At 57.6% G+C, this 26,224-nt stretch carries 28 protein-coding genes and 1 tRNA gene; 18 read left to right on the top strand and 11 right to left on the bottom strand.

Going from position 1 to position 26,224, the window contains the following annotated elements:
* Positions 1-68: 68 nt before the first annotated feature.
* Positions 69-1,592: an aldehyde dehydrogenase gene (adh, locus tag QMQ05_RS00765; RefSeq protein WP_345472189.1), complete on the bottom strand. Its 1,524-nt coding sequence runs from the start codon at positions 1,590-1,592 to the stop codon at positions 69-71.
* 123 nt (positions 1,593-1,715) lie between these two features.
* The gene (locus QMQ05_RS00760) at positions 1,716-2,936 is read right to left on the bottom strand and encodes a GAF domain-containing protein (RefSeq protein ID WP_345472187.1); all 1,221 of its coding nucleotides are present in this window, start codon (positions 2,934-2,936) and stop codon (positions 1,716-1,718) included.
* Between the two features lie 219 nt (positions 2,937-3,155).
* Between QMQ05_RS00760 and QMQ05_RS00755 the strand changes: the two genes are divergently transcribed.
* The 6 genes from QMQ05_RS00755 (at position 3,156) to QMQ05_RS00730 (ending at position 8,047) form a co-directional block, all read left to right on the top strand.
* The gene (locus QMQ05_RS00755; RefSeq protein ID WP_345472184.1) at positions 3,156-3,494 is read left to right on the top strand and encodes an ArsR/SmtB family transcription factor; all 339 of its coding nucleotides are present in this window, start codon (positions 3,156-3,158) and stop codon (positions 3,492-3,494) included.
* A gap of 11 nt (positions 3,495-3,505) precedes the next feature.
* Positions 3,506-4,477 (top strand): SRPBCC family protein, encoded by a 972-nt coding sequence (locus QMQ05_RS00750; protein ID WP_345472181.1) that lies wholly within the window; start codon positions 3,506-3,508, stop codon positions 4,475-4,477.
* A 59-nt stretch (positions 4,478-4,536) separates the two neighbouring features.
* The gene (locus tag QMQ05_RS00745; protein ID WP_345472180.1) at positions 4,537-5,238 is read left to right on the top strand and encodes a class I SAM-dependent methyltransferase; all 702 of its coding nucleotides are present in this window, start codon (positions 4,537-4,539) and stop codon (positions 5,236-5,238) included.
* A gap of 266 nt (positions 5,239-5,504) precedes the next feature.
* Entirely contained in the window at positions 5,505-7,109 is a 1,605-nt protein-coding gene (locus QMQ05_RS00740; protein ID WP_345472177.1) for an ABC-F family ATP-binding cassette domain-containing protein, read from the top strand.
* 75 nt (positions 7,110-7,184) lie between these two features.
* Positions 7,185-7,436: a hypothetical protein gene (locus QMQ05_RS00735; protein ID WP_058257003.1), complete on the top strand. Its 252-nt coding sequence runs from the start codon at positions 7,185-7,187 to the stop codon at positions 7,434-7,436.
* A gap of 20 nt (positions 7,437-7,456) precedes the next feature.
* Positions 7,457-8,047 (top strand): dienelactone hydrolase family protein, encoded by a 591-nt coding sequence (locus QMQ05_RS00730; RefSeq protein ID WP_345472175.1) that lies wholly within the window; start codon positions 7,457-7,459, stop codon positions 8,045-8,047.
* Positions 8,048-8,131: 84 nt separating this feature from the next.
* Here the strand turns inward: QMQ05_RS00730 and QMQ05_RS00725 are convergent.
* Positions 8,132-8,207: transfer RNA gene (locus tag QMQ05_RS00725), tRNA-Lys, on the bottom strand.
* Between the two features lie 126 nt (positions 8,208-8,333).
* Here QMQ05_RS00725 and QMQ05_RS00720 point away from each other — a divergent pair.
* The 4 genes from QMQ05_RS00720 (at position 8,334) to QMQ05_RS00705 (ending at position 12,161) form a co-directional block, all read left to right on the top strand.
* On the top strand, positions 8,334-8,999 hold the full coding sequence (locus QMQ05_RS00720; protein ID WP_334122874.1) for a hypothetical protein: 666 nt from the start codon (positions 8,334-8,336) through the stop codon (positions 8,997-8,999).
* Positions 9,000-9,061: 62 nt separating this feature from the next.
* The gene (locus tag QMQ05_RS00715; RefSeq protein ID WP_345472173.1) at positions 9,062-10,273 is read left to right on the top strand and encodes an MFS transporter; all 1,212 of its coding nucleotides are present in this window, start codon (positions 9,062-9,064) and stop codon (positions 10,271-10,273) included.
* A gap of 239 nt (positions 10,274-10,512) precedes the next feature.
* On the top strand, positions 10,513-11,127 hold the full coding sequence (locus tag QMQ05_RS00710) for a hypothetical protein (RefSeq protein WP_345472171.1): 615 nt from the start codon (positions 10,513-10,515) through the stop codon (positions 11,125-11,127).
* Positions 11,128-11,132: 5 nt separating this feature from the next.
* A complete protein-coding gene (locus QMQ05_RS00705) occupies positions 11,133-12,161 on the top strand; it encodes an inorganic phosphate transporter (protein WP_345472170.1) in 1,029 nt (342 codons plus the stop codon).
* Here the strand turns inward: QMQ05_RS00705 and QMQ05_RS00700 are convergent.
* The 6 genes from QMQ05_RS00700 to pstS all read right to left on the bottom strand — a co-directional run bounded on the left by QMQ05_RS00700 (position 12,158) and on the right by pstS (position 17,167).
* Positions 12,158-12,355 carry a helix-turn-helix transcriptional regulator gene (locus QMQ05_RS00700; protein WP_345472167.1) on the bottom strand — a complete coding sequence of 66 codons (198 nt, stop codon included), beginning with the start codon at positions 12,353-12,355 and terminating at the stop codon, positions 12,158-12,160. The genes QMQ05_RS00705 and QMQ05_RS00700 overlap by 4 nt on opposite strands.
* Entirely contained in the window at positions 12,355-12,819 is a 465-nt protein-coding gene (locus tag QMQ05_RS00695) for a hypothetical protein (protein WP_345472165.1), read from the bottom strand. The genes QMQ05_RS00700 and QMQ05_RS00695 overlap by 1 nt, the downstream gene beginning before the upstream one ends.
* A gap of 214 nt (positions 12,820-13,033) precedes the next feature.
* On the bottom strand, positions 13,034-13,813 hold the full coding sequence (gene pstB, locus QMQ05_RS00690) for a phosphate ABC transporter ATP-binding protein PstB (protein ID WP_058257010.1): 780 nt from the start codon (positions 13,811-13,813) through the stop codon (positions 13,034-13,036).
* Positions 13,814-13,859: 46 nt separating this feature from the next.
* The gene (pstA, locus tag QMQ05_RS00685) at positions 13,860-15,002 is read right to left on the bottom strand and encodes a phosphate ABC transporter permease PstA (RefSeq protein WP_345472163.1); all 1,143 of its coding nucleotides are present in this window, start codon (positions 15,000-15,002) and stop codon (positions 13,860-13,862) included.
* A complete protein-coding gene (gene pstC / locus QMQ05_RS00680) occupies positions 15,002-15,937 on the bottom strand; it encodes a phosphate ABC transporter permease subunit PstC (RefSeq protein WP_345472161.1) in 936 nt (311 codons plus the stop codon). Before pstC ends, pstA begins: the two co-directional genes overlap by 1 nt.
* A 117-nt stretch (positions 15,938-16,054) precedes the next feature.
* The gene (gene pstS, locus QMQ05_RS00675; RefSeq protein ID WP_345472159.1) at positions 16,055-17,167 is read right to left on the bottom strand and encodes a phosphate ABC transporter substrate-binding protein PstS; all 1,113 of its coding nucleotides are present in this window, start codon (positions 17,165-17,167) and stop codon (positions 16,055-16,057) included.
* A gap of 217 nt (positions 17,168-17,384) precedes the next feature.
* On the opposite strand from pstS, the gene QMQ05_RS00670 reads away from it, so the two are divergent.
* The 3 genes from QMQ05_RS00670 to disA are packed head-to-tail and all read left to right on the top strand — an operon-like array spanning position 17,385 to position 21,077.
* Entirely contained in the window at positions 17,385-18,539 is a 1,155-nt protein-coding gene (locus QMQ05_RS00670; protein ID WP_345472158.1) for an FUSC family protein, read from the top strand.
* 35 nt (positions 18,540-18,574) lie between these two features.
* Positions 18,575-19,969, top strand: a complete 1,395-nt coding sequence (radA, locus tag QMQ05_RS00665) for a DNA repair protein RadA (RefSeq protein WP_058257015.1) — start codon at positions 18,575-18,577, stop codon at positions 19,967-19,969.
* A gap of 34 nt (positions 19,970-20,003) precedes the next feature.
* A complete protein-coding gene (disA, locus tag QMQ05_RS00660; RefSeq protein ID WP_434063163.1) occupies positions 20,004-21,077 on the top strand; it encodes a DNA integrity scanning diadenylate cyclase DisA in 1,074 nt (357 codons plus the stop codon).
* Positions 21,078-21,081: 4 nt separating this feature from the next.
* Here disA and QMQ05_RS00655 read toward each other — a convergent pair whose 3' ends face one another.
* On the bottom strand, positions 21,082-21,687 hold the full coding sequence (locus tag QMQ05_RS00655) for a hypothetical protein (protein ID WP_345472157.1): 606 nt from the start codon (positions 21,685-21,687) through the stop codon (positions 21,082-21,084).
* A gap of 38 nt (positions 21,688-21,725) precedes the next feature.
* Here QMQ05_RS00655 and QMQ05_RS00650 point away from each other — a divergent pair, with 38 nt between their 5' ends.
* On the top strand, positions 21,726-22,682 hold the full coding sequence (locus QMQ05_RS00650; protein WP_345472155.1) for an A/G-specific adenine glycosylase: 957 nt from the start codon (positions 21,726-21,728) through the stop codon (positions 22,680-22,682).
* Between the two features lie 13 nt (positions 22,683-22,695).
* Positions 22,696-23,496 (top strand): DUF1206 domain-containing protein, encoded by an 801-nt coding sequence (locus QMQ05_RS00645; RefSeq protein WP_345472153.1) that lies wholly within the window; start codon positions 22,696-22,698, stop codon positions 23,494-23,496.
* Here the strand turns inward: QMQ05_RS00645 and QMQ05_RS00640 are convergent.
* Positions 23,493-24,002, bottom strand: a complete 510-nt coding sequence (locus QMQ05_RS00640; protein WP_345472151.1) for an amino-acid N-acetyltransferase — start codon at positions 24,000-24,002, stop codon at positions 23,493-23,495. The two genes, QMQ05_RS00645 and QMQ05_RS00640, sit on opposite strands and share 4 nt — an antisense overlap.
* A gap of 128 nt (positions 24,003-24,130) precedes the next feature.
* On the opposite strand from QMQ05_RS00640, the gene QMQ05_RS00635 reads away from it, so the two are divergent.
* Genes QMQ05_RS00635 through QMQ05_RS00625 form a run of 3 tightly spaced genes read left to right on the top strand, consistent with a single transcriptional unit; the run spans position 24,131 to position 26,223 of the window.
* Positions 24,131-25,357 (top strand): MFS transporter, encoded by a 1,227-nt coding sequence (locus tag QMQ05_RS00635; RefSeq protein WP_345472149.1) that lies wholly within the window; start codon positions 24,131-24,133, stop codon positions 25,355-25,357.
* 57 nt (positions 25,358-25,414) lie between these two features.
* The gene (locus QMQ05_RS00630; RefSeq protein WP_434063187.1) at positions 25,415-25,759 is read left to right on the top strand and encodes a helix-turn-helix transcriptional regulator; all 345 of its coding nucleotides are present in this window, start codon (positions 25,415-25,417) and stop codon (positions 25,757-25,759) included.
* A gap of 47 nt (positions 25,760-25,806) precedes the next feature.
* Positions 25,807-26,223: a VOC family protein gene (locus tag QMQ05_RS00625; protein WP_345472147.1), complete on the top strand. Its 417-nt coding sequence runs from the start codon at positions 25,807-25,809 to the stop codon at positions 26,221-26,223.
* Position 26,224 lies beyond the last annotated feature (1 nt).

Genomic DNA, 26,224 nt, shown 5'->3' with positions numbered 1-26,224 from the left:
ACTACCGTGATTGACCCCGCACCTTCGAGGTCTACGTGTTTTTGATGTTGTTTGGGGCAGTTTTCGGCTTAGAAGAAGCCGAGCTTGTTTTCCGAGTAGGACACCAGCAGGTTCTTGGTCTGCTGGTAGTGGTCGAGCATCATCAAATGGTTCTCACGTCCGATGCCGGAGGACTTGTAACCGCCGAAGGCCGAGTGTGCCGGGTAGGCGTGGTACTGATTGACCCAAACGCGGCCGGCCTGGATGGCCCGACCTGCGCGGTAGGCAGTATTACCGTTACGACTCCACACACCCGAGCCCAAACCGTACAGGGTGTCATTCGCGATGGAGATCGCGTCGTCGTAGTCCTTGAACTTGGTCACCGCAACCACCGGGCCGAAGATCTCTTCCTGGAAGATGCGCATGTCATTGGTGCCCTCGAAGATGGTCGGCTGCACATAGTAGCCACCGGAGAGCTCTCCACCGAGATCGGCACGACCGCCCCCGAGCAGGATCTTGGCGCCTTCAGACTTTCCGATGTCCATGTAGGACAGGATCTTTTCGAGCTGATCGTTGGAGGCCTGGGCACCCATCATGGTGTCGGTGTCCAGCGGGTTGCCCTGCTTGATGGCCTTGGTGCGGGCGACAACATCTCCCATGAAGCGGTCGTAGATGCTTTCCTGTACCAGTGCACGCGATGGGCAGGTGCAGACTTCGCCCTGGTTCAGTGCAAAGAGGGTGAAACCTTCCTGAGCTTTGTCGTAGAACGCGTCATCCTGGGCCGCAATGTCCTCGAAGAAGATGTTCGGGGACTTGCCACCGAGTTCAAGGGTGACCGGAATCAGGTTCTCGGAAGCGTACTGCATGATCAGGCGGCCGGTGGTGGTTTCACCGGTGAAGGCGATCTTGCGGATGCGCTTGTTGGATGCCAATGGCTTACCGGCCTCGACGCCGAAACCGTTAACGATGTTGACCACACCGGCAGGTAGCAGGTCGCCGATCAATTCGAAGAGCACCAGGATGCTGACCGGGGTCTGTTCGGCTGGCTTGAGTACGATCGCGTTGCCGGCGGCCAGTGCCGGGGCCAGCTTCCATACGGCCATCAGCAGTGGGAAGTTCCAAGGGATGATCTGGCCGACCACGCCTAGTGGTTCGTGATAGTGGTAGGCGGTGGTGTCGTCATCGAGCTGTGAGAGGCTGCCTTCCTGGGCGCGGATGGCACCGGCGAAGTAGCGGAAGTGATCCACAGCCAGTGGCAGGTCGGCGTTGAGGCATTCGCGGATGGCCTTGCCGTTGTCCCAGGTTTCGGCCACCGAGAGCATTTCGAGGTTTTCTTCGATGCGGTCAGCGATCTTGTTCAGAATCACTGCGCGTTCAGCGGGGCTAGTCTTGCCCCAGGCTGGTGCGGCGGCGTGGGCTGCATCGAGCGCAAGTTCAATATCTTCGGCGGTGGAACGGGCCACCTCGCAGAAGGCCTTTCCGGTGACCGGGGTGATGTTTTCAAAGTACATCCCCTTGACCGGGGCGACCCACTGTCCACCGATGTAGTTTTCGTAGCGCGATTTAAAGTTGACCAATGCGCCGTCGGTGTTGGGGTTTGCGTAAACGCTCATGGTTACACGACTCCTTCGTCAGTGACTGCTGCCGGGAATTCTGCTGCCCGACCTCTTGAGTGTGACTCTAATCACAGCAACGTTGCAGGTAGGTTGCAACGTGATGCAACTGGTTGCATCTAGTTAGGATTCGAGCTCTTGAATCTCCGCGACGATCAAGGAACGGGCCGGGGAACTGGCCGGAAGTTCGCGCAATGCGGCACGCAGCAGCCCGGAATCGGCCAGCTGGCGGCCAAGATTGAGTAGTTGTTGGGCGGAGCCGCGGTCCATGACTAGCTCGCGGAGTGCCGCTTCGGCGCGGTAGCGCAACACGAGGATGCCAGGAGCCTGGGATCGTTCAAGCATGCCCGGAGAGTAAAGCTGCAACGCGGATTCAATGTCGCCATTTTCTAGTGCCCGCCACAAGCGGCCGATGGTCGTTTGAAGTTCCCATTGCAGGCGGTAAGGGCGAGAGGTCAGGGTCCGCCCGGGCGTACCCGCCAGAACCTTGCGCAACCGGACCATTTCGGCGCGCACGGTTCCTTCGGCGGCCGAGTCTGGTCGTTCAAAGAGTTCTTCTACCAGTTGCGCGCTAGTCAGGCCATCGCGGTGCTGGGCCAGCAGGGTCAAAATCTCGGCATGGCGCAGGGAAATGGGGTGAGATCCCAAGTGGGCGCCATCCGGTCGGCCCAAATCAAGGTAGTCAGGGTCGGCGACGACTCCCGCGCCGGGCAGCAGTAATTGCGTTTCGGCGGCCATGACGGCTGCCTGCAGTAGCGGCAAGGAATGCGCCGCGATAGCTTCAGGTCCTCCGGTCAGATCGATGGCTCCGATCACCTGGCCACTACGCAGATCCCTGATGGGTACAGCTGAACAACTGTACTGCTGGGCCTGCTCATAAAGGTGTTCAGCGCCAGAAACCTGAGAGCCGGACCCGGTGGCCAAGGCCATCCCGGGTGCCGAGGTTCCCACGGATCGCTCCGCCCAATCGGCACCAGCCATAAAGCCCACGTGCTCTGCCTGGCTCATGGAGCTACTGCTTCCCGCGACCCATAACAAGGTTCCGCCGGCATCGGCCAGGGCCACCAGAAGATTGGCGTCGGTCGCTGCGGGAACCAGGAGTTTTTCAAATACCGGCCAGATTCGCTGCAGTTCACTACGTTCACGGGCAAGACGCAGGCGATCGTTACTGAGCACCGGAGGGCCTTGCACCAAACCATCTTGAGCTAGCGAACGTTTCCATGATTCACGCACATCAGTACGCAGTGGCAGATCGCCAATTCCGGCTTCTTGGGCGGAAAGCAGCTCACGCGCTTGTTGCGCTCGACGAGTTGTGTTGGACCAGTCAATGGCGGACGTACCCATTACTCCTTCTTCACCTCGTCGGAAAGCTGATTTTGTGCGGTCTCACAAGACTAGGCGAACACTGGAGAGTTGAGAAGAGCGGAGGGTGGATACGGAGAATAACTATCTGACAAATCCACTGAATTTCTCGAGTTTTTCGGGTGACTTATCGACCTATTTATCAAAAACTTAAGCCAACCCCTTTACTCATGGTTCCACCGGGGCGTAATATACAACCAAATGGTTGTATATGAGTTGAGCGAAGAACAGACGAACAAGGTCTTCCGCGCCTTGGCAGACGCCACACGACGAGACATCGTGCGGCGGACGCTTCGCGGCGAAGTCAGTGTTTCTGAACTTGCGGCACACTACGACATGTCTTTTGCAGCAGTGCAAAAGCACGTGGCAGTACTAGAAGCTGCTTGCCTGGTCACAAAAATCGCACGTGGTCGCGAACGCATCGTTCGTGGGCAGCCGGAGACCCTCCGGCAAGCACAAGTACTACTGACCTCCCTCGAAGATATTTGGCGCCAGCGCATCAGCCGGCTCGATGACTTCCTTGCCGAGACAGAGAACTAAGGAGCAAGACCATGCCCGTCACATCCGTAGTCAAAGATCCCGAAACCCTCTCGCTGACCGTGCACGCAGAATTTCCGGTGCCGGTATCCCGTCTCTGGGATGCCTACCTTGATGCCCGACAAATCGAAAAATTCTGGGGGCCGGTCGAATACCCTGCAACCTTCACCCGCCACGACGCCACCGCAGGCGGCCGATCCAACTACCACATGACCTCGCCAGAAGGTGAAGAACACCATGGATACTGGATCTGGCACGAAGTGGTTGAACACAAGTTCTTCGAAGTCAGTGACGGCTTCGCGCACGCCGACGGCACCGAGAACACGGCGCTGCCAGTTAACCGCATGGTATTCACCTTCGACCCAACCCCCGAGGGAAGCAAGCTGAGCGTGAGCGCCCTGTTCGAGACCGTAGAAGACCTAGAAAAGGTCGTCGCTATGGGCATGATTGAGGGCACCCGTTCGGCCATGAGCCAGATCGAACAGGTACTGGCGGATCTGCGCGACTACGCGCAGAACTTCAGCACTGAGACTCAGATCCTCTCCGATACTCAGGTGCGCGTCACCCGCCTGATTCGCGGTTCGGTGGCGCAAGTGTGGCAGGCCCATCACGATGAACAGCTCATGAAACGCTGGATGCTTGGTCCAGATGGCTGGGAAATGACCGAATGCATCACCGCTAAGCAGGTTGGTGAGACCTACCGCTACTGGTGGGAACCGGTAGCAGCCGACGCCGGGACAGGATTTGGTTTCACCGGCACCGTTTTGGAAATTTTGCCGACGTCCTATTCAAAGACCACGGAGCAAATGATCGACACCGATTACCCCGGGACCGTCAACGAACTCACCCTAACTCCCAATGACGGCGGCACCCTGCTGACCGTGCTGATCACCTATCCGGATGCACAAACCCGAGATATGGTGCTTGCCACCGGAATGACCGACGGCATGGAGGCCAGCTACGCACGGCTCGAATCCATTCTTTAGAGGGCGATTCGCCCCACACCCGGCGCCGAGGCGCGCGCAAATATGAAACACTTAGACCCATGAGTTCTCACAATGCGCGCGCAGGCCTGGATAAGAAGGCCGATCAGGTTCAGGACATGTTTGACAAGCTGGCTCCACGCTACGACTTGCTCAATACCTTGATGACCGGTGGCATTGTGAACTACTGGCGCAAGATCACCACCGAGGCCATCGCCCCGAAGCCCGGCGAGCGCATCCTCGATCTGGCTGCAGGCACCGGTACTTCCTCGGTTCCATTAGCCGAGGCCGGTGCAAAGGTCACTGCCTGCGATATGTCCCACGGAATGCTAGCCGAGGGACGTAAGCGTTACCCACAGCTGGACTTTGTTTATGGTGACGCCCACGAGCTTCCCTTCGAAGATGACAACTTTGACGCAGTGACCATTTCTTACGGCTTGCGCAATATTGACGACACCGAGAAAGCTCTTTCCGAGTTGCGTCGTGTGACCAAGCCGGGCGGACGCATCGTGGTCGCCGAATTCTCCACCCCTACCGTGGCCCCCATCAAGGTGGCCTACCAGCAGTTCTTGCCACGGGTTATCCCAGCGTTGGGCTACCTGGTCTCGCCAAATCCTTCGGCGTACGCTTACCTGGCTGAGTCCATCGCGGCCTGGCCAAATCAGGAAGACCTGGGTGCAAAGTTCGTCAATGTTGGCTGGAAGAACGTGGAATACCGCAATCTGACCGGCGGAATCGTGGCGGTACACCGCGCATGGAAGTAGTTCCTCGCTAAGTTTTAGCTTTTCGTCTCGCACCGGGTTATCGGTGCGGGCCGAAACTTCTTTAACGACGAGCACGGCAAGATCCTGTTACACTCAATGCCATGGATACCTACTAAGCCAGCCAATGACCCTGCGCCCGTCACTTATGGCGCAACCTGATCATTTTGGCTACCGGCTACGGTATCCGTTTTTGGTTCCCCTGTGGGTTGAGCCAGCTTTTTGATTCCGCCAGTCGGCAGCCTCTTCACCAAAAGTGGGAGGAATACATGTCTTTGACTCCACCAATTACCCTGCACAACCTAAGTTTCGAATGGCCTTCCGGGCAGCGCGCACTCACTGACCTGGATGGCACTTTTCCTTCCGGACTCGTGGGTCTGACCGGTCGCAACGGGAGCGGAAAATCCACGCTACTGAAACTCATTGCCGGACGCTTAACACCAACAAGCGGCTCAGTTGAGGCCAGTGCCCCGATCGGCTACCTGCCACAAATGATCACCTTGGAAAAGGACGCGACGGTGGCGCAGTTGCTGGGAGTTGACGCAGTCCTGACCGCGTTAAAAGCTATTGAGGCAGGCAGTGTCGAACCGGCTGATTTTGACGCGGTGGGTGATAACTGGGATGTGGAAGCACGCGTTGAGGCTGAACTGAACCGTCTGGGCTTGGGACAGGTGAGCCTAGATCGCAAAGTTGGTTCGCTTTCCGGCGGAGAAACGATGCTGCTGGCGGTTCTTGGACTGCGTTTGGCAGGTCATGAAATCACCCTGCTTGATGAGCCCACCAATAATTTGGATCAGCCCACACGAGCGTTGCTCTACGACCTGGTGCAATCGTGGAAGGGAACCCTGATTGTGGTCAGCCACGACCTTGAACTCTTAGAACTCATGGAACACACCGTTGAGCTGCATGCAGGGGAACTTCGTGTATTTGGCGGTCCATACAGCGCTTACCTTCAACAGTTGGACACCGAGCAACAGGCCGCCCAACAGGAAGCCAAAACGGCTCAGGCGACTTTGAAGGTAGAGAAGCGTCAACGCGTTGAAGCTGAAACAAAGTTGGCGCGCGCTAAACGCAAAGGCCGGGCCGAGCAACTCGGGGGCAATATGCCCCGAATTCTCGCGAACTCGCTCAAACAAAAAGCGGAATCCAACGCCGGCAAGATGCGTTCCGGGTTGGATGGAAAGGTAGAAAGCGCGCAGGCGAAGGTTGATGCTGCGGATAAGAAAGTCCGAACAGTAGAGCACATCAATCTGGACTTGCCTGACCCGCAATTGCCTGCAGGTAAAAATGTCGCCATCATTTCTTCGCAGACAACCCAGCAGATCATTCAGGGTCCTGAACGTGTGGGACTGATCGGACCGAATGGTTCGGGCAAGAGCACCCTGCTGCGGCAGATGATCTCCGGTGACCCAACCCGTTCGGGGCTCAAGGGTGAAATCTATCTTGATCGGGTCGGTTTTTTACCCCAACGTTTGGTTGGTCTGGATGATCAGGTCAGCACCATGGACAATGTTGCTGCGGTCGCCCCTTCGGCAAGCAGTGGGGAAATTCGCAATATGTTGGCCAGGCTTTTATTGCGTGGAGCCAGTGCGGATCTTCCTCTCGGATCCCTCTCCGGTGGTGAGCGGTTCCGTGTTTATCTGTCCACCTTGTTGTTGGCCGAGCCTCCTGCGCAATTGCTCATCCTCGATGAGCCAACCAATAATTTGGATATCGATAGTGTGCGCCAGCTTGCTGAAGCACTCCAGGCGTATCGTGGTGCGTTATTGGTAGTCAGCCACGACCAGAGGTTCCTAGAACAACTCAACCTTGACTATTATCTAGAAATTTCAGCACAAGGAACCCTCACTAAGTCCTACCCCAACCCGGTTTGATCACCGGCAGGCGGTGTGCTTCCGGTTTAGACTTGAGCAAAGCACACCGCCGCGGATCTCGAAAGCAAGTGGAACATGTCCTATCCCCAGCGCACCGTTGAAGTAGTAAAGACCGGTCTGGTTATTGACCAGTCGGCGACCTTGCTCTGGAGCGACATCAAACGTGCCTTCATTTACGAGACCGAATCCGAACAAGAAGTCCTCACCTGCGCAGAGTTCATGCTGGTTGAAGGCTACAGCGTAGAAATCAACAGCCAAATGCCCGGCTGGGACACCGCTCTTGAACACCTGCCCCAACGCATCAACAACCTCGTCGACGAACGCTAGCGACCTCTAGGAGTACGCTCATGGCCACCATCGTTTTGTTTCACCACGTCCAAGGTCTCACCCCAGGCGTTCAGGCAATGGCGGCAGAATTACGTGCCGCCGGGCATACCGTACACACGCTGGACCTGTTTGCAGGCAAGCTTCCCAAAGATCTCGAGGCCGGCATTCGCATGGCTAACAAACTTGGCGAAGACAAGATCCAAGAACGCGTTGATAAGTTGTTTAGCAAACTGCCCGACGAGCTGGTCTACATGGGCACTTCGTGGGGTGCCGCATTAGCTCAACAGTGTGCGCAGCAGCGTCCGGGAACGGTGGCCGCCGTCTTGCTGGAATCATTTGTTGATCTCGATGCTGAATGGAGCTTCGGGCCGTGGCCAGAGAATGTTCCGGTACAGATTCACGGCATGGACGAAGACCCTTTCTTTGCCAAGGAAGGCGACTTGGAAGCCGCGCAGAACTTCGTAGAAGGCGAAGGAAAAGACGTGGCGCAGCTGTTCACCTATCCGGGAAACAAGCACCTGTTTACCGACAGCTCGTTGCGTTCCCATGACCCTGAAGCTCGCGCTTTGGTGATGGGGCGCGTGATTAAGTTCTTGGAACCGTACGTGTAACCTGCGTCGCGAGAACTGAACTTGCGAACTTCGCAGCAAACTCAAAAACTGGATCCGACTCGAAAGTCGGATCCAGTTTTCTTTTGGTGCGCCCTGCGGGGATCGAACCCGCGACCAATGGATTAAAAGTCCAGTGCTCTACCAGCTGAGCTAAAGGCGCACGGCACAAGGCCAAAATCCATACTACCTGATGGAAGCGCGTGAGTATTAATCGGCGGTGAGAGCGGGCCAAGCGACGCAAAATCCGTTAATGGAGCGCCAAGGTGCAGCGAGTATTCTTGAGCCCATGAGAGGTGCACGCGCAGGATCAAAAGTTGCCCAGGTAGCAGGTTTTCGTCATCACAAACCACGCCCATTTGCTCCCGAAGAATTCGAGCCCTACGAAGGTGGGGCCGATCCGGCGCGCGTGTCTGAAGCCGCCCATCTTTCCGCCCAAGCCTTTGTACGTCGCGGCATTGAGAACAACGACCCAGAAGTCTCAAACCGACTGATCAAAGTCGCTGAGAGTGAAGGCTTAGAAGTACTTGCCGAGTTATGGAGTGAAGCCCCGGCCCGCTCCCTACCTGGTGCATTGTGGCGATTGTATGCCGTTCGCGCTGCAACCATGAGCAAACCGGAGATGCATTCGGCGCGTTTCCAAGCTGGCGCTCACCGTGCGCAGGTAGAACGCATTGTTGCTGGGGTCGCCGAGCCACCGACGGCCGAAGAGCTCAAAAAGATGACCGATTCGATTCTTTCTGGCGCTTTCGACGGTGACTTTGCTCACGCACTAGAACGCACCGCCGCCTATTGCCGGGTACTGGTTCTGGGGATGACCGAGCATGCAGACGCCGCCGATCTGTCCAATAGTGAGCGCGGTACCAAGCTCACCGGACAGGCTCGCGCGCTAAGCAAAACTGCGGAGGACTTGGAAGCCTGCGCCCGCTTGTGGCGCCAAGACGCATTGGACTAAAAAACTACGTCACAGTCCTAGGATGGGTGAGGAACTAATCCCAGATATTTAGGCAGGTGCGTGTGGGCGCTGGATCAAAAGCGGATTCTTCGGGGATTATGCGATGGTTATTGATTCTCATCGCCACGGGACTACTCTCCCAAGCAGCACTTAACCTCATCCGCCCGGTCACCACCTACAAACTCATCTCCTTTGGTTCAGGCTCCTTCACCGTTGGTGCGGTGACCGCGGCCTACGCGATTTTGCCGTTGTTTACCGCCATGATGTTGGGGCGGGTCAGTTCACGCATCCGCCGTATCCGCTTCCTCATGGTCGCCGGCGTCACGCTGATTGCCGTGGGTGGATTAGGCATTGCACTCTCACCCAACGCGGTCACGGTGGCTTTGGCCAGCGCGGTATTGGGTCTGGGGCATCTAATGTTCACCATCGGTGGGCAATCATCCATCGCCCGCTACTTTCCGGATAGTGATCTCGATAAGGGCTTCGGATGGTTTACCGCCGCCTACGCCGCGGGGCAGTTTATTGGCCCGCTGATCGCCGGGCTGGTGTTGGGCACCGGGACTGATGCGCACTCGGCGCAACGAATTTCAGATATTGGGCGGGCCCTGTGGATCGGTGTGGGTTGTTCACTCATCGCCGTCCCTTTCTTATTACCTAGCTGGCAGCCACGTACCACCAAGAGTGTGGCCTCGGCGCCGGCCGCGCGCTCGACGGCATCTATTGGTTCGATCCTGCGGGTCAAGGGCATGGTCTCGCACATGTTTGCGTCACTGACCTTATTGTCGATGTTGGACATCCTGACCGCCTTCCTGCCACTGGTTGCCGAGAAACATGGCGTCACACCAGCAGCAGTTGGTGTGCTTTTGGCCATTCGCGGTTGCGCGTCGGTGGTCTCCAGATTGTTCATTCCCAAGCTCTCCTCGCACTTTGATCGGCGACAAATGCTGGTGGCGAGCTTGTACATTTCGGGTGTAGCCATCGCTCTAGCCCCGATATTTATCGATGTGCTGTGGGTCGCCGGGCTGGCATTGCTCATCGGTGGGTTCTTCTTGGGACTGGGACAGCCGATGACGATGACAATGATTTCCACCTCCGTGCCCACCGTGGATCGTGGTTCAGCATTAGCGGTGCGACTGATGGGAAACCGGCTCGGACAAGTAGCTTTGCCGGTGATTTCAAGTTCGGTGGCTGCCGGTTTGGGGCCTGCTGGTGCCATTTGGTTCTGTTGCGCGCTGTTGTGCCTCAGTGGTGCGGAGAAGAATCTGCGGCGTTAGCGTGAGAAAACGCACGCGTCGTGCGCTGTGGTTGACAGCAGGGGCATGGGGCGAGAAAACTAGATAACGGTGTCGGGCCGCTGGTAACCCCGGGCTCCAAAATTCTGCCGCTTCGAGCGGCCTTCCGCCGAGAGGCGTTCCCGGTCCGACATCATCAATACCCCGGCGTTAACTTCCACGTCGTAAACTGTTCTGCAGTTGGTACCAACAGCAGTCGATCCGAATGGTGCGCCCAAAAAGTGAAGTTTCAGGTCTTTCCTTCCGCCTCGCGTGGCATTGAGCTACTCCGCTCGCTGACCACCACGATTCGTGGTTCAGTTGAGAGCGTGGCCGAAATGATCGGCAGCCCGAGTACACGTACCGAGCGACTGCGCGATTTGGCCAGTGCCGAGGCCGAGGCCTCCGATTTATTGCATGCGGTACTGACCCACTTGCGTACCAGCTATATCAGCCCGTTGCCCCGCGAGGACATGTATGCGCTCTCCCGCTTCTTGCACGCGACCCTGGAGCATTTGCGCGGTACCGGTGAGCTGATTATGACCGTTGGTTCCACTCCCCTTTCGGAACGTTCCTCCGAGCAGTTGGAATTGATCTCACAACTTGCCGAGTTGGCCTCCGATGCGGTGCAACGCCTGAACAACCTTGATGACTTGGAAGATCACTGGATGCAGATGCTGCAGTTTTCCAAGCGTGCAGCACGAACCCATCTGGTGTGGGGCAATGAGATCGCAAACTTTTCCAAGGCCAGCACCATCCATCGGCACCAGCAGGTTGCCGACCAATTGATGCTCACCGTTAATACCCTGCGCCAATTCGCTGACCACCTCGGTCGCGTCTTGGTCAAGGAGTCCTAAAACCCATGACCCTCATTTCGGTCCTCACTGCGATTGCCGTGGTCTTGACCCTGGCTTACGGCACGCTCAATGGTATGCGTGACGCTTCCACGGCGGTGGCGGCATCCGTCAGGACCCGCGCGTTGCGACCGGCCATTGCGGTGTCGGTGGCGGCTTTTTTCGCTTTCCTTGGCACCATGGCGACCTCGGGTTTGAGTGTGGCCCTGGTGCAGGAGCTGAACTTCAATGTACCCTCTGGGGTTCTGGGCCTGAAACTGCTGATCAGTAGCCTGCTGGTGGCCGGTATTTGGGCTATTTACTGTTGGTGGCGTGGTCTGCCGATTAGCTCCACCCATGCGCTACTTTCCGCGGTGGTTGGTGGTAGTGGCGCTTCGGCTTTGATGGGTGATGAGTCGATCAGCGACGCGTGGGGATTGTTGCTCTCCTCGGTGATTCTTCCGATGGTGCTCGCCTCGGTCATTGCCTATGTGCTCTCCTACTTGCTGGTGATTCCGGCGACCAGAATGCTGCGGCACAACACTTCTCGGTCGGTTAATGAGGGTTCACGTGCCGGGCAGGCCATGGCCGCAGGTGCCGTGGCTCTGGGACTAGGGCTGCAGGATGGTCAGCGTACCGGCGCACTGCTGAGCTTGGTACTCATTACCGGGCACGTGATCGATCCGGGGCCGCTGACCCTCGCCATCCAACTCTCGGCCGCGTTTGCCTTGAGCTTTGGAGTGCTGCTGGGCGGTTGGCGGATCACCTATACCCTGGGCCGCCGCCTAGTGAACTTTGATCCCTTGCGCGGCATGATCGCCCAGGGTGTGGCTGCTGGCATGCTTTTTGTTGGTTCCCTCGTATTACACCTGCCACTATCAACCACGCAGTCGGTAACCAGTGGCATTGTCGGCGCAGGCCACAATCAAGCCTTTGAGTCGGTAGTGTGGCGCAATGTGTTCCGTGTTGTGCGGCATTGGCTTTTGACTCCCGTGGCCTGCGTGGCCGGTGGCGCAATCCTGACCTTGGCTGTCAGGCCACTCTTCCTTGCTGGCTAGTCCTGCTCAGGAATGAAGAGGTCTTCAATCTGGCAGGCGAACAGCGCAGCAAGCTTGAACGCCAGTGGCAGGGACGGGTCATAGCGCTCTTTTTCTAGGGAGATGATGGTCTGCCGGGAAACGCCGAGCTCATCGGCTAAGGCCTGTTGGGAGTATCCGCGTTCCTTGCGATACTCGCTGAGGTTATTCTCCATTAGCTCTGTGCCCGTTTGATGAACAGGTAACGTAGCGCAAAATCCGCCAGAACAACCAGCAGAATGCCCACTAGGGTCAGCCCCAGTGAAACGCTGACCTGAACGAAGGAAAATAACGCTGCTCCCAGGCCACAGATAATCAGCAGATCTTGAAATACACCGATCGCAGCTTTGTCGTACCACTGGCTCTCCACCGAAATTTCAGGATTCTTGGTAGTGCCCTTCACTCTGTCACGATCCACTAGGAGGGCCCAGCAGGCCGCACTGAGCACTGGTAGCAGGCACGCGGTCATGACGACTGCCACCAGGGTGAACTGTTCTGAGGCGTTGAGTCGGGCGAAGAGTAGGCCTGCACCGACGGAGAACACTAGGCCGATGCCTAGGCTGGCACCGATCAAGGTGGCTGAGCTACCGCCAAAGCGAGAGATGCCCCACCGAGTTTTGGGTGATGCCTTCGTTTTCATGGTGTCCACTCCTTGGGATTGGTCTTTACACCACCCTAATGACAAGCACCCTTTACAGTCAAGCGTGCTTTACATACCCGATTAGAGGCACAGCTTAAAAACCAGCGGCGCACTAACATAGTGCGCCGCTGGCGGTGATCCCCTCCAGGATCCCCGGAAGACCCCCCTTCCGGTTCGTCTATCGCCGACTCAAAGGTGGCGATATCCGAAATCTTTATCCGAAGCGTCCGGAGACGTAATCTTCGGTGGCCTTCTGCTCTGGGTTAGAGAAGATGGCGGTGGTGTCATTGAACTCGATGAGCTTGCCCGGCTTACCGGTACCCGCAATGTTGAAGAATGCGGTCTTGTCACTCACACGAGCAGCCTGCTGCATATTGTGGGTCACGATGACCACGGTGTAGTCGCTCTTCAGTTCGTTGATCAAGTCTTCGATAGCCAAGGTGGAAATTGGATCCAGTGCCGAGCAAGGCTCGTCCATGAGGATCACGTCCGGCTTCACCGCAATGGTGCGGGCGATGCACAAACGCTGCTGCTGACCACCAGAAAGACCGGAGCCTGGCTTGTCCAGACGATCCTTGACTTCGTTCCACAGGTTCGCGCCGCGCAGCGACTTCTCCACCAGATCATCGGCGTCTGAACGCGAGATCTTGGTGCCGTTCAGCTTCACACCGGCGAGCACATTGTCCTTGATGGACATGGTGGGGAATGGGTTCGGGCGTTGGAAGACCATGCCGATCTGGCTACGTACGGTCACCGGGTCAACACCGGCACCGTAGAGGTCATCTCCATCCAGCAGTACCTGACCCTCAACACGACCACCAGGGATCACTTCGTGCATGCGGTTCAGGGTGCGCAGGAAGGTCGACTTGCCACAGCCCGAGGGGCCGATGAATGCGGTGACCGACTTGGGCTCAATGTTGATCGAGACACCTTCAACGGCCAGGAACTTGGAGTAGTAGACGTTCAGATCATTGACGTCGATGCGTTTTGCCATGATTTATCCTTGAAAAATTTAGGTGGGTCAGGGACGGAGCCTTAGCTCAACGGCCCTTCTTAGGAGCGAAGATCGAAGCGACCAGGCGGGCGATCAGGTTCAGTGCCATCACCATCAGGATCAGCAGCAGGGCTGCTGCCCAGGCACGCTGTACCGATGGGTCAACGTTGGTCGGGCTGGTCGGGGTCAGGATCTGGTAGTAGATGAAGGTCGGCAACGTAGACATCCAGTTGGCAAAGACATTCATATTGATGTTGCTGGCGATACCGGCGGTGACCAGGATCGGAGCAGTCTCGCCAATCACGCGGGCGATAGCCAGGGTGACGCCCGAGGCGATACCGGAGATCGCGGTCGGGATAACCACCTTCAAGATGGTGCGCCAGCGACGCACGCCCAGGGCGAAGGAGGCTTCACGCAGTTCATTCGGAACGATCTTGAGCATTTCCTCGGTGGAGCGAACCACGGTCGGGATCATCAGCACGCTCAAGGCCACCGCGGCGACAATACCCATACGGGCGTTAGGGCCGAGGATGATGCCGAACAGTGCGGCCGCGAACAGACCTGCCACGATCGAAGGGATACCGGTCATCACGTCTACGAAGAAGGTGATGGCCTTGGACAGGGCCTTACCCTGACCATATTCGACCAGGTACACCGCGGTGAGCATGCCCACCGGAACCGAGATCAAGGTGGCCCAGAGGGTGATCAGCAAGGTGCCCATCACCGCGTGGTAGGCGCCGCCGACTACTGGCTCGCCGTTAGCTACGGTCTGGTTATCAACCGCACCGGTCACACCGTTCATCGAAGTGAACAGGAAGTGGCTGTTGATACCCGGCAGGCCCTTCTGGAGCACCGTGTAAAGTACCGAAGCCAGTGGGATCAGGGCGACGATGAAGGCCGCGTAGATCAGGTAGGTCCACATGGCGTTCTTACCGCGACGCTTGCCTTCGACCACGGTGGTGATGACCGAGGCGGCGATCAGGAAGATGATCGCCGAGTAGATGGCGAAGCTGGCAACGTTGAAGCCGGTCAGCGTGGAGGCAGCAGCACCGAGCACGATGGAGCCGGCAGCAATAGCCCAGATGGCCCACTTTGGTAGTTTGCCCTTGGCCAAGGAATTGCGCTTACGCACCGGTGGGGTGGAATTGCTATTGGCCTTATTGTTCAGGTTAGTTGTGGTGGCGCTCATCAGTTAGCTCCCGAGAATTCCTTGTGACGAGCGATGATGCCACGGGCGATCATGTTCACCAGCAAGGTGATCAGGAACAGGACCAGACCGGCAGCAATCAGCTCCGAGAGACGTAGCCCAAAGGCTTCGGGGAAGTTCAACGCGATTTCCGCGGCGATGGTTTGGTTACCGGTCTTGATCAGCGATGGGATCAGGTTACCGGTGGAGAGTACCAGCGCCACAGCCATGGTTTCACCCAGCGCGCGACCCAGACCCAGCATGACAGCCGAGATGATGCCCGGGCGGGCGAAAGGGATCACGGCGGTGGTGATCATTTCCCAGCGGGTGGCGCCCAAGGCGAGGGCGGCTTCCTCGTGCAGCTTTGGAGTCTGCAAGAAGATTTCGCGGGACAGGGAGGTGATGATTGGTAGCACCATCACGGCCAGCACAATGCCGGCGGTGAGCATGGTCTTACCGGTCTGGCTGGCAGGACCTTCGAAGATCGGGATGAATCCCAGGTACTGGGCCAGCCATTCGTAGCCTGGGACCAGTGCCGGTGCCAGGACCATGTAACCCCAAGCGCCGTAGATCACCGAAGGGATCGCGGCGAGCAGGTCGATCAGGTAGCCCAGTGGGCCAGCGACCTTACGTGGAGCAAAGTGTGAGATGAACAGTGCCACACCGATACCGATCGGGGTAGCAACAAGCAGAGCAATTGCTGCTGCGATGATGGTGCCGATAACGATCGGCCAGATGTAAGCGAAGAATCCTTGGCCGCCGGAAATCTTTGCCGGATCGGCGAAGAACGTCGGAAGAGCCTGGATCAGCAAGAAGACTGCAACCGCGAAAAGAGTAACAAGAATCAGCACACCGGCAGCCAATGCGGCACCGGAGAAGATCTTGTCACCTGCGCGGCCTGAAGTCGATGACTTGCTTGTCAAAGCATTGGTAGTCATGGCTAAAGCCTTTACGAAACGGGGTGAAGCAGTTTTCACTGCTGGGGGTGGAGGGGTGTTGCTGGTGCGGGTGGGTTAGCCCCACCCGCACCTTGTACCGGTAAACCGGTAGGAGAATTACTGAGCTACGGTGATCGAGTCGATCGCCTTGGTAGCCTTCTCGGCAATGCTGGTCGAGATTGGGGCGTTACCAGCCGACTCCTGAGCGGTCTTCTGACCCTCATCGGAAACTACGTAGTTACCGAAGGCCTTGACCAAGTCAACGGTTGCCTGATCCTTGTAGGTGCTGCAGTAGATGTGGTACGAAACCAAGACGATTGGGTAGGTACCAGCTTCGGTGGTGTCGCGCTGCAGTTCCAGTGCGAGGTCGTTCTCGGCTGCACCTTCAACTGGGGTTGCGGTATCCAGAGCCTTAGCAGCAGCCTCGGCCGAAATCTTGGTGTAGTCGTCGCCAACCTTGACGTTCACGGTGGACAGGTTGCCCACTGCGGAGAAGTCAGCGTAGGTGATTGCGCCGTTGGTGGAGGTGGTGGTCGAAACCACGCCGGAGGTGCCCTTAGCGTTTTCCGACTGGATGTCGCTTGGCCAGTCACCGGAAACGTCGTAGGTCCAAACGTCAGCAGCAGCTGCCTTCAGGTACTCAACGAAGTTCTCAGTGGTGCCGGACTCATCGTTACGGTGAACAACGGTGATGGCGGTATCCGGCAGGTCCACATCTGGGTTCTGCTTGGCGATAGCCTCATCGTTCCACTTGGTGATTTCCTTCTTGAAAACCTTGGCGATGGTGTCGGCATCCATGTTGATTTCGTCAACGCCATCAAGGTTGAAAGCGATAGCGATTGGCGAAACGTAAGCTGGGATGTTGAAGGCGCCGTCTGGGCCGCAAACTTCCTTAGCCTTTTCTGCTTCTTCTGGCTTCAGCGAAGCATCCGAGCCAGCGAACTGTGCGCCACCAGCCAAGAAGGCTTCGCGGCCTGCGCCCGAGCCATCTGGCGAGTACTGTACGTTGGCGCCGGAGTTAGCTGCCTTGAAGCCGGTGATCCAAGCTTCCATGGCAGAGGTCTGACTGGAAGCGCCGATGCCGGTCAGGGTGCCGGTTACGCCCGAAGCTGCGGAGCTGGAGGTGCTCTCAGAGCTGGTGGCGGTTGGGCTGTCTGAACCGCAAGCGGTCAGTGCGATTGCTGCGACAGAAAGGACGGCAGCTGCACTGCCAAGGCGATTGAGCTTCACGAGTTGTACTCCCCATGTTGAAATACGTGTTGAATGAAAACCTTCAGCGGAGTCGTCCCCGCTTCATCTATGACGTTAAAGAGCCAAGGTAACCAGTTCCCCCGGCAAAGGTGAACAAGAGGTTAACAGCTTCTACGTAGGCTAGTGATCCTGCTCACTCAAGCAATATGGGTGCATGTTCATCGGTCTCAAGGCCAGTCCGTGGGAGACTGTGCCTATGGCTAAAGGGAGCACTTCGGGGAGCACTTCGCAGCGAATGCCGGCAAAACTGGCTGGATTTTTAGCTGCACGGAACCGCTCAGGACTGGTGCGCGCCCGCAATTCGCTACCAAGAATCCTGCGCATGACCCTCGGCGCTATCGGTGCCTTCTGGATTGCAGAAAGCATCTGGGGGCACACCCAACCAATCTTTGCTGCCACCAGCGCACTGATCTCCCTGGGCTTTGGCGCCTCCACCACGGTACGCAAAACCGCCGAAGTAGCTTTGGGCTGCACCCTCGGGGTGGCAATGGGCGATACCTTGATGCATTGGTTCGGGCAGGGAATTTGGCAGGCAGCACTGGTGATGTCACTGAGCTTAGTCATCGCCCGCTACCTAGATTCCGGAGCAATCTTCTCCACCCAGCTAGGAATGCAGTCAGCCCTGGTGGTGTTATTGCCGGTCAGTGTTGACGGGCCCTTTGCCAGATCCATCGACGCATTAACTGGCTCGCTACTGGCCCTGCTGGTGATCATCGTGTGGCCCAGTGACCCGCGCCGTACCCCGGTGGCAGCACTCAGCGACCTACTGAAAGAACTCTCCGAAGCGATTCTGGAGTGCTCCTGGGCCATCCGTGATGACGACCGTCGTTCCGCGTTCCACGCCCTTATTAAAGCCCGCGCAACCCAAAAACACTTGGACAAGCTGCCCGGTGCATTTAGTGCTTCCAAAGAAATCGCCATGATCTCCCCGGTGGGCCGTCGCCACCGCCACGAACTGAACCGGCTCTCGCAACGCTATAACCACTACGACTGGACCGCCCGTAACCTCCGTGTTTTTGCCCGTCGTCTCGCTTCGGTACTCACCAATAGTGCACTGACACCCGAGGGCGCCGAGGCGCTGGCCCCACTGCTGCGTGAGGTCTCGGAAGCAGCCAATTCCCTGGCCCATTCGGTACGTGAACCAAGCCTTGCCGGGCAGCTTAAGTACGAGAAGGCTGCCGTAGTACAGCTTGAAAGCGCTGCCGCGCAGCTTGATCCCCAAGCCCTGGGAGTTGAAGGCCTGCAGGGTGAGGGCCTAGTGCTTTTGTTGCGGCCGATGATTGTGGACCTCTTAGAAGCGGCAGGGCGCGATCACGAGGACGCCGTCGCGGCGCTACCCAAGCTGTCTTGAGCAATTTTGTCGGCCCGGCTCGATAGCATGGGCCTATGGCCAAAACCTCCACACGCAGCAAGTCTTCACCAACATTCAAATGTTCGGAATGCGGTTGGAGCACCATCAAATGGGTGGGACGCTGCGGCGAGTGTCAGGCCTGGGGCACCGTTGAAGAGGTAGGCGTCGTCTCAGCGCGCACCGTTGCCGCCGCCAAGGTAGCGCACCCGGCCAAACCCATCGCACAGATCGACGGCTCCGAGGCAGCCTTCCGACCCAGTGGGGTTTCTGAACTAGACCGCGTCCTGGGTGGCGGTCTCGTTCCGGCCGCTGCCATCCTGCTGGCCGGCGAACCGGGCGTTGGCAAGTCCACCCTGCTCTTAGATGTGGCAGCCAAGGCCGCACAAACCGGGCTTCGAGTGCTGTATCTGACCGGCGAAGAGTCAGCAGCCCAGGTCAAATCCCGCGCCGAGCGGATCAACGCCATTGCCGACACCCTCTATCTGGCAGCCGAAACCGATCTGGCCTTGGCTTTGGGACAGATTCAAGAAATTGATCCGCAACTGTTGATCTTAGACTCGGTGCAGACATTCTCCTCGGCAGAAGTTGATGGCGCTGCCGGCGGTGTTTCACAGGTACGTGAGGTCGCTGCCTCGATTATTAACGCTGCTAAAACCCGAGCCATGTCCACCATCATGGTGGGGCACGTAACCAAGGAAGGTTCGGTAGCCGGCCCACGCTTGCTCGAACACCTGGTGGATGTGGTTTGCCAGTTCGACGGTGAGAAGCATTCACGCCTACGCATCCTGCGTGCACTGAAAAACCGTTACGGTGCCACCGACGAGGTGGGCTGCTTTGATTTGAATGAAGACGGCATCGAGTCACTGACCGACCCGTCCAAGCTTTTTGTCACCCGCACCCGCAATCCGGTTCCGGGCACCTGCATTACCGTGACCTTGGAGGGACGACGCCCCCTGGTGGCTGAGGTACAGACCCTACTCTCACGCAGCAACGCCCCGGCGGCCCGGCGTGCGACCAGCGGATTGGATGCGGCCCGCGCACAGATGGTGGTTGCGGTCTTGCAGGCCCGCGCGCATATGGACCTGTCCTCCATGGACTCCTACATCGCCACGGTCGGCGGGGTGAAAATCGCCGAGCCTGCCTCGGATTTGGCCTGCGCGCTAGCCTTGGCCTCCTCGATGAACGAATTCCCTCTGCCACAGGACTTTGTGGCCTTTGGCGAGGTGGGGTTGGCCGGTGAAGTCCGCCAGGTGCCTGAGATCTCTCGGCGCATTACCGAGGCCCAACGTTTGGGCTTCTCCTTTGCCATGGCCCCAGCCACCCCCGAACCGCTGAAAAATATCCCCGACGGGATCCGTGTTTTCCAAGTGGAGAACATTGCCCAAGCCCTCGATATTGCCTTCACTCAACGGCAGAAACCGGCACGATAAACTTAAGTGTTGTCGCCCGCCGAAAGGACGCACCTTGAAAATGAACCCATCCCCCGGATTCCTTGCCATCCTGGCGCAAATCGCTCCAGGCACCGAGCTCGCCCAGGGACTCGAGCGCATCCAACGCGGACGTACCGGTGCGCTGATCGTGCTGGGACATGACAAGGTGGTTGAATCCATTAGCTCCGGCGGCTTTCGGATCAACACCGATTACACCCCCACACGTATTCGTGAATTAGCCAAGATGGACGGGGCGATCATCCTTGATGGCACCGCCCGCCAGATCCTGCAGGCCGGGGTGCAGCTGATGCCCGACGCGCAGATCGACACCCAGGAATCTGGCACCCGTCACCGTACCGCAGAACGTGTGGCCGCGCAGACCGGTTTCCCGACCATCTCGGTGTCGCAATCCATGCAGACCATCACGCTCTATGCTGCCGGCGAGCGCCACGTGCTGGAACCGGCCGAACGTCTACTAGCTCGAGGCAACCAGGCGATCGCCACCCTTGAACGCTACCGTCACCGTTTAGATCAAGTCACCAGCGCCCTGTCCGCAGCGGAAATCGAAGATGTGGCCACCGCCCGTGAAGTCCTTGCGGTATTGCAGCGCACCGAAATGTTGCGTAGAACCAGCGAAGAAATCTCCCGCTATGTTCTGGAATTGGGCATGGATGGGCGTCTTTTGGCCGCACAGCACGCAGAATTGCTCTCCGGAATCCAGGTGGATAACCAGCTACTGATGCGCGACTACGCACAGGCAGAAGGCCAAGAGCTGGATATTGATATCGCTTTGGAGCGGCTACATGAAGTCTCTGATGCGCAACTGATCGATCTTGACGGGCTCACTAAGATCTTGTTCCCGCAGGGCACCATTGGGCACGATGATCAACTCACCCCGAAGGGTTACCGGTTGCTCTCGCAAATTCGGACGGTGCCTAAGGCTGTGGGTGACCGGATGGTCGCGTCCTTTGATAATTTGCAGTTGCTGATGGCTGCTTCCACCACCGCGTTGATGGAAATTGAAGGGGTGGGCGAACAGCGTGCGCGGTCCATCCGCGAGGGGCTGGCCCGCATGGCCGAGTCCTCGCTGCTAGACCGCTATATCTAAGGAATTACTCCAGGGTGAAGCTGACCGGCTTAGATTCAAATTCGCCAATGGCTGCGGTGAACTTGTAGGTACCCGGGCCCGGCTGTACGCTAACGGCCTTGCACCCCGGGGCTGAGCGCTCCCTGTTCCAGGTAAAGCGGGCATTTTCCTTTTGCCCGGCAGCGAAGGTTAGTGACACGTCTTCGCCGTCCTGCAGGCAGTCCACGGTGGAGAAGACCCTGTCGCTGCCGCTGGAGATCAAGAATTCTTGCTTATTGGTGCCGACGTTGATGTCGCATTCGCGCTTCGAAGTGTTTTCGACGGTCAAGATCAGTACCGGCTCTTTACCCGTGGCATAACTCTTAGCGTCGGTCGTGGCGGTGACCTCTACCTCGTCAGATTTACACTTTTTAGCCGCATCTTCTTCCGATTGCGTGCTTTCGGCTGGCGCGCTGGTTTGCGCGGTAGCCTGAGGGGCCGCTGAACCTTCTTGATCTGATGAGAAGAGTCCGGCAATGGCAATGACACCCCAGATGATCAAGCCCACCAGTACCACGGCGATCACCGCAACGGTGATGCGCCGGCGCCGATAGACGCTGGCCGGAAGCTTTCCCCCTGATGTATTGCTCATGGCTTAAGGCTAGTTCATTCACGGTCTCGATCCCGGTAATGGCAGGGGAATCGGGGCCATGGAGCCTCGTTAGCTACAGTAGTGTGGTGCAACAAATCCATCACCGTATTAATCATTGGTATCTGCAGAACTCCCGCGACCTGCCTTGGCGTCGAGAAGGCGTGGGTGGTTGGGAAGTAATGGTCAGTGAATTTATGTTGCAGCAGACCCCTGTGGTTCGTGTTTTGCCGGTCTGGGAAGAATGGATGCGCCGTTGGCCCCGTCCTCAAGACCTCGCCGCCGAACCATTATCCGAAGCGCTGAAGGCCTGGGGCCGATTGGGTTATCCGCGACGGGCTCAGCGCCTGCATGCGGCAGCGGTGGAAATCACCACCGAATATAACGGTGAGGTGCCACGCACCGAAGAGGCTTTGCGCGCACTACCCGGTGTTGGGGACTATACCGCTGCGGCCATTGCCTGTTTTGCTTTTGGTGAGCCTACGGTCGTGGTTGATACCAATATCCGCAGGGTGCATGCCCGACTCTTTGGCGGCATGGCACTTCCTGAACCCAGCCCACGGGCCAGTGAGTTCGCCCGTGCCAAAGACGTGCAACCAGCAGATCGAGCTGCAGCAAATCTGTGGAATGTCTCGGTCATGGAACTTGGCGCGCTGGTATGTACTGCCCGTAGCCCAAAATGCGATGCCTGCCCGGTCTTTGAGCAGTGTGCCTGGATTGCTGCCGGGCAGCCGGCGCCACACTACACTCCCAAGGGCCAAGCATGGAAGGGTACCGACCGTCAGGTGCGCGGTGCCATCATGGCGGTTCTAAGAGAGCATGATCATCCAGTACCGCAGGATTCTTTCCTCAGCGATCTGGGCCGGCAAAGTCACGCCACCTATGTGGCACTTGAAAAATTGCAGTCCGAATCTAGTCAGCGTGAGCGGGCCCTGGCTGGATTGCTTAAGGATGGTCTAGCAGTGCTCGAAGATGACGGCGTGCGCTTGCCATCCTAGTTATGCTTAGCGCATGAATTCTTCTGTTGATCCGGCAAAGGCCGCCCATCAGGCTGCGCGGCACCCGTGGTTCGAGCGTCTGGCCCGCTTGGGTTACGTCGCCAACGGTATCTTGCACGCCACCATGGGCGTGTTGGCCGCGGTGGTGGCCACCGGTGGGCAGGCGCAGGCCGATCAAAGTGGAGCCATGCGAGCCTTGTCCGCGCAACCTTTCGGCATCGTACTGTTGTGGATCTGCGCTATTGGTGCCCTGGTGCTGGGCTTGTGGTCGCTGGCGCAAATGCTACTGCCCGAGAAAGAACTGCGGGACCGACTCAAATTTTCGGGTACCGGCATCGTTTTTCTGGCCGTAGGGTTTACCTTCACCCGATTCGCTCTAGGTGATCCCAGTGATTCGGGAGAAACCGCGACCAGTTTGAGCGGTGAACTGATGAAGTCTGTGGCCGGGCGCGCGGCTTTGATCGTTTTTGGGGCGGTGTTGTTGGTGATGGCCGGGTATTACATCTACAAGGGCGTGAGCAAAAAGTTCCTGGATGATCTTCATGGCTCCAGCCGAAACGAGATTTCTTCAGCTATCCGCTATTCCGGGATGATTGGCTACCCAGCCAAGGGGCTGGTGTTGGGCGCCTTGGGTTTGCTGTTCATCGTGAGCACCCTCCAAGGTGATCCCGAGGAAGCCAGTGGTATCGATGGCGCGCTCAAAGCGGTCCGGGACCAAACTTTCGGTTCGGTGGCGCTAGCGATCATCGCCGCGGGCCTGATCGTTTATGCCCTGTACCTTTTCTTGCGCGCGCGTTATGACCGGATGGACTAGTTCAGGGCGATAATCATTCGAGTATTGCCCAGCGTATTGGGTTTAACCCGGGCGAGGTCCAAGAATTCAGCGACGCCCTCATCCCTTGAGAGCAAGATTTCTTGGTACACCGAAGGGTCTACGGCACTTTGATCTGCCATCACGCTAAATCCTTGGCGTTCAAAGAAGGCAACCTCAAAGGTCAGGCAGAAGACCCGAGCAACACCGACAGCCTTGGCACGGCGTAGCAGTTCTTGCAGCAGTAAGTGCCCCACGCCCTTGCCACGGACCGTATTAGAAGTGGCCAGAGTGCGGATCTCAGCAATGTCTTCCCAGATCACGTGCAGGCCTCCACAGCCAACAACATTTCCGTCCGCGTCTTGGGCTACAACGAATTCCTGAATTGATTCGTAGTAGGTGACCGCTTCCTTATCCAGCAAGATGCGTTCTTCGGCCAGGGGTCGCACAAGATCGCGAATGGCCGGTACATCACTGGTTTTGGCGGAGCGGACGGTAAAAGTATTCACCTGTTAAATCCTATGCCTGTTGGTGTGCAGATTCTAAGCCGTTGCTAGATATGTCATAGTGTCCAAGAAGCGAGAATGACTATGCAAAACTTAGCTAGTAGCACGCGAGCACGAAGCTAAGGATGAGGATGAAAGTCAAAGAAGCACGCCCCGGATTTGGGCTGCTGTCCATCCTGCTAGCTGCCGTAGGTATCGCACCACTGCTCAACTATGGGCTGAGCGCCACCAGTGATCTGGTGATCCGGGACTTGGGTCTTAGCGAATCACAATTCGGCCTGCTGGCTACCGCCTGCTTTGGCTGTGCGGCGATCGGCAATGTGGCTTTTGGGAAGTTCTCCGACAGGCAACCGGATTCCCGTTTGATGCTGATCATCTTTGGTACCGCGGCTTTGGCTATGGCCCTGGCTGCAGTGGACGCTGGCTATGTAATGCTCTTGGTAGCCTCTGGAATTGCCGGTTTTGCGCAGTCATTTCCCAATGGCGTGACCAATCGAATCTTGGCCCAACGTGTTCCCAGCGCACAGCGCATCACCTGGACTGGGATTAAGCAGTCTGGAGTTCAGGTCTCTCAATTGGTCGGTAGTCTCGGGTTCCCGATGCTGGCTGCGGTGATCGGCTGGCAAGGTGCTTCCTTGGCCGGAGCAGTGCTGGCCGCTGCCCTGGCGTTCTTTGCACTTCGCATCGTTAATGCCACACCCTTCCTCACTTCCCCGGCTCCCAAGAAGAGCAGCCCGGTCACTGCAAAAACAAGCACACCAGTAGCCGACGAGGCCAGTTCCACCCGGTTCATCATTTACGCGCTATGCCTCTTCGGGTTCATCAACGGTGTCGGGGTGCAGGCAACCAATGTTTATCTGGCGCTCTTTGCGGTGCGTGAACTGGACTTCTCTCTGGTCGCTGGTGGACTGACTGCGGCGGTGGCCGGCATCGTGGGAGTCAGTGCGCGTGTTGGTTGGGGGCGCATGATGTCCCGTGGAGTTGCGGCGCCCAAGTTACTGCTCTTGCTGGCGGTTTTGGCCATGTGCGGTGGCGCAACCTTCTTGCTCGCTGGGCAATTACACTCATCGATTCTGTTGTGGGTTGCAGTGGCATTGCATGGCGCTTCGGCGCTGGGTGTCTCGGTGGTTTTGATGGCGGCACTGCTTCGCGTGGTTCCGGCCAATCGTTTAGGCAGTGCTAGTGGTCTAGTTTCAGCTGGGCAATTTGGTGGCTTCACCGTAGGGCCTTTGGCCATGGGACTCTTGGTAGGTTCTGCTGGTGGTTTCACGGCAGGATGGATTTGCGTCATCGGCGTTTATCTCTGTTGCACGGTGCTGGGCATCTTCTTGGTGCTGCGCGCAGCACGGAGGGCCTAAATCGTGGATACTCAAGTTCTGAAAGTTTTAGCGCATCTGCGACGGGCCAAAGATCTGATGGACCGTAACTATGATCAACCGCTGGATGTCCCGGCGATGGCCAGCAAAGCGTTAATGTCTCCGGCACATTTTTCACGCGAGTTTAAGCGCGTTTATGGGGAGACACCCTATTCTTATCTGCTGACTCGTCGAATTGAACGGGCCATGCATCTTTTGCGTTCAGGGGTGACGGTCACCGATACCTGCATGCAGGTGGGTTGGAGTTCTTTGGGGTCCTTCAGTTCACGTTTTACCGAGGTGGTGGGTGAAACGCCGACCGCTTATCGGGAACGTGCGCACCAGGACTCTGAACAGATCCCGGCCTGCATCGCCAAGATCTTATTGCGCCCCTCCAGATTCTGAGCAGTTTTGAAGAAGCACGTGTTGCGCTGCCTGCATAGGCTTTAGTCATGACAAAGATTTCAGTTCAATACATTCCCGTGACCGTGCTCGATGTTGATGAGGCGTTGACCTTCTACCGTGATGGCCTGGGCTTGGCCGTGGTCTCGGACGTGGCTAATGCTGGCTTCCGTTGGGTCAGCCTTGCGGTGCCTGGCCAAGAAGGCTTGAACCTGGTGCTCTCCGCTCCAGGAGCTGGGCGCTCCGATGAGGATGCACAGGCTTTGGCTGAGCTTGTTGCCAAGGGCGCCTTGGGCGGTTTGGTGCTTAGCGTTGATGAGTTGGATCCCCTGTTTGAATCCTTGAGCGCTTCGGGCGCGGAGGTTCTCCAAGAACCCATGGATCAGCCTTGGGGACCCCGCGATTGTGCCTTCCGTGATCCTTCGGGAAATATGGTGCGAATTAATCAGGCAGTGAAGGGGCAGTAAA

Origin of the sequence: Glutamicibacter sp. B1, assembly GCF_039602135.1 — a bacterium.
Classification (GTDB): Bacteria; Actinomycetota; Actinomycetes; order Actinomycetales; family Micrococcaceae; genus Glutamicibacter; species Glutamicibacter ectropisis.
The sequence above is the reverse complement of the archived record's forward strand: the minus strand, read 5'-3'. Positions and strand labels throughout refer to the sequence as shown.